This is a genomic window from Mesorhizobium sp. YM1C-6-2, from assembly GCF_003666685.1.
In the GTDB taxonomy this organism is placed as follows: Bacteria; Pseudomonadota; Alphaproteobacteria; order Rhizobiales; family Rhizobiaceae; genus Mesorhizobium_K.
This window is the reverse complement of sequence record NZ_RCIZ01000039.1, coordinates 1-380: the sequence shown is the minus strand read 5'-3', so window position 1 is coordinate 380 and position 380 is coordinate 1. Positions and strand designations below refer to the sequence as shown.

The 380-nt window shown below is 57.4% G+C and carries 1 protein-coding gene; it reads right to left on the bottom strand.

Annotation, left to right across the window (positions count from 1 at the left end):
* Window positions 1–127: 127 nt before the first annotated feature.
* Window positions 128–337, bottom strand: a complete 210-nt coding sequence (locus tag D8676_RS26605) for a cold-shock protein (RefSeq protein WP_121584110.1) — start codon at window positions 335–337, stop codon at window positions 128–130.
* Window positions 338–380 lie beyond the last annotated feature (43 nt).

The following is a 380-nucleotide window of genomic DNA, read 5'->3' as shown; positions in this document are numbered from 1 at the left end:
TGGGCCAGGCACGGCGCGCACGCGAGCATCGAAAATGAAAAGGCCGAGCAATTGCCCGGCCTCTGATCAGGAACTTACTCAGGGCGCCAGTACATCCGTGGTCGCCGCCAGAAGCTCTGGATGATGGTCAGGCAGCGTGGAGCTGCTCAGCTGCCATCTTGCCCGACTTGTTGTCGCGAACCATCTCGTAAGCGATCTTCTGGCCTTCGACGATGCTGGTCATCCCAGCGCGCTCCACTGCGGAAATGTGGACGAACACGTCCGAACCGCCATTGTCAGGCTGGATGAAGCCAAAGCCCTTGGTGGAATTGAACCATTTTACTGTGCCGGTGGTCATGATGAACCCTTTCCTCAGCAACATTATGTTCTCCCGATGCGGA

What these genes read in the sequence shown, in the direction of transcription:
- D8676_RS26605 (WP_121584110.1), bottom strand. Translation starts at nt 337, where the DNA reads ATGACCACCGGCACAGTAAAATGGTTCAATTCCACCAAGGGCTTTGGC.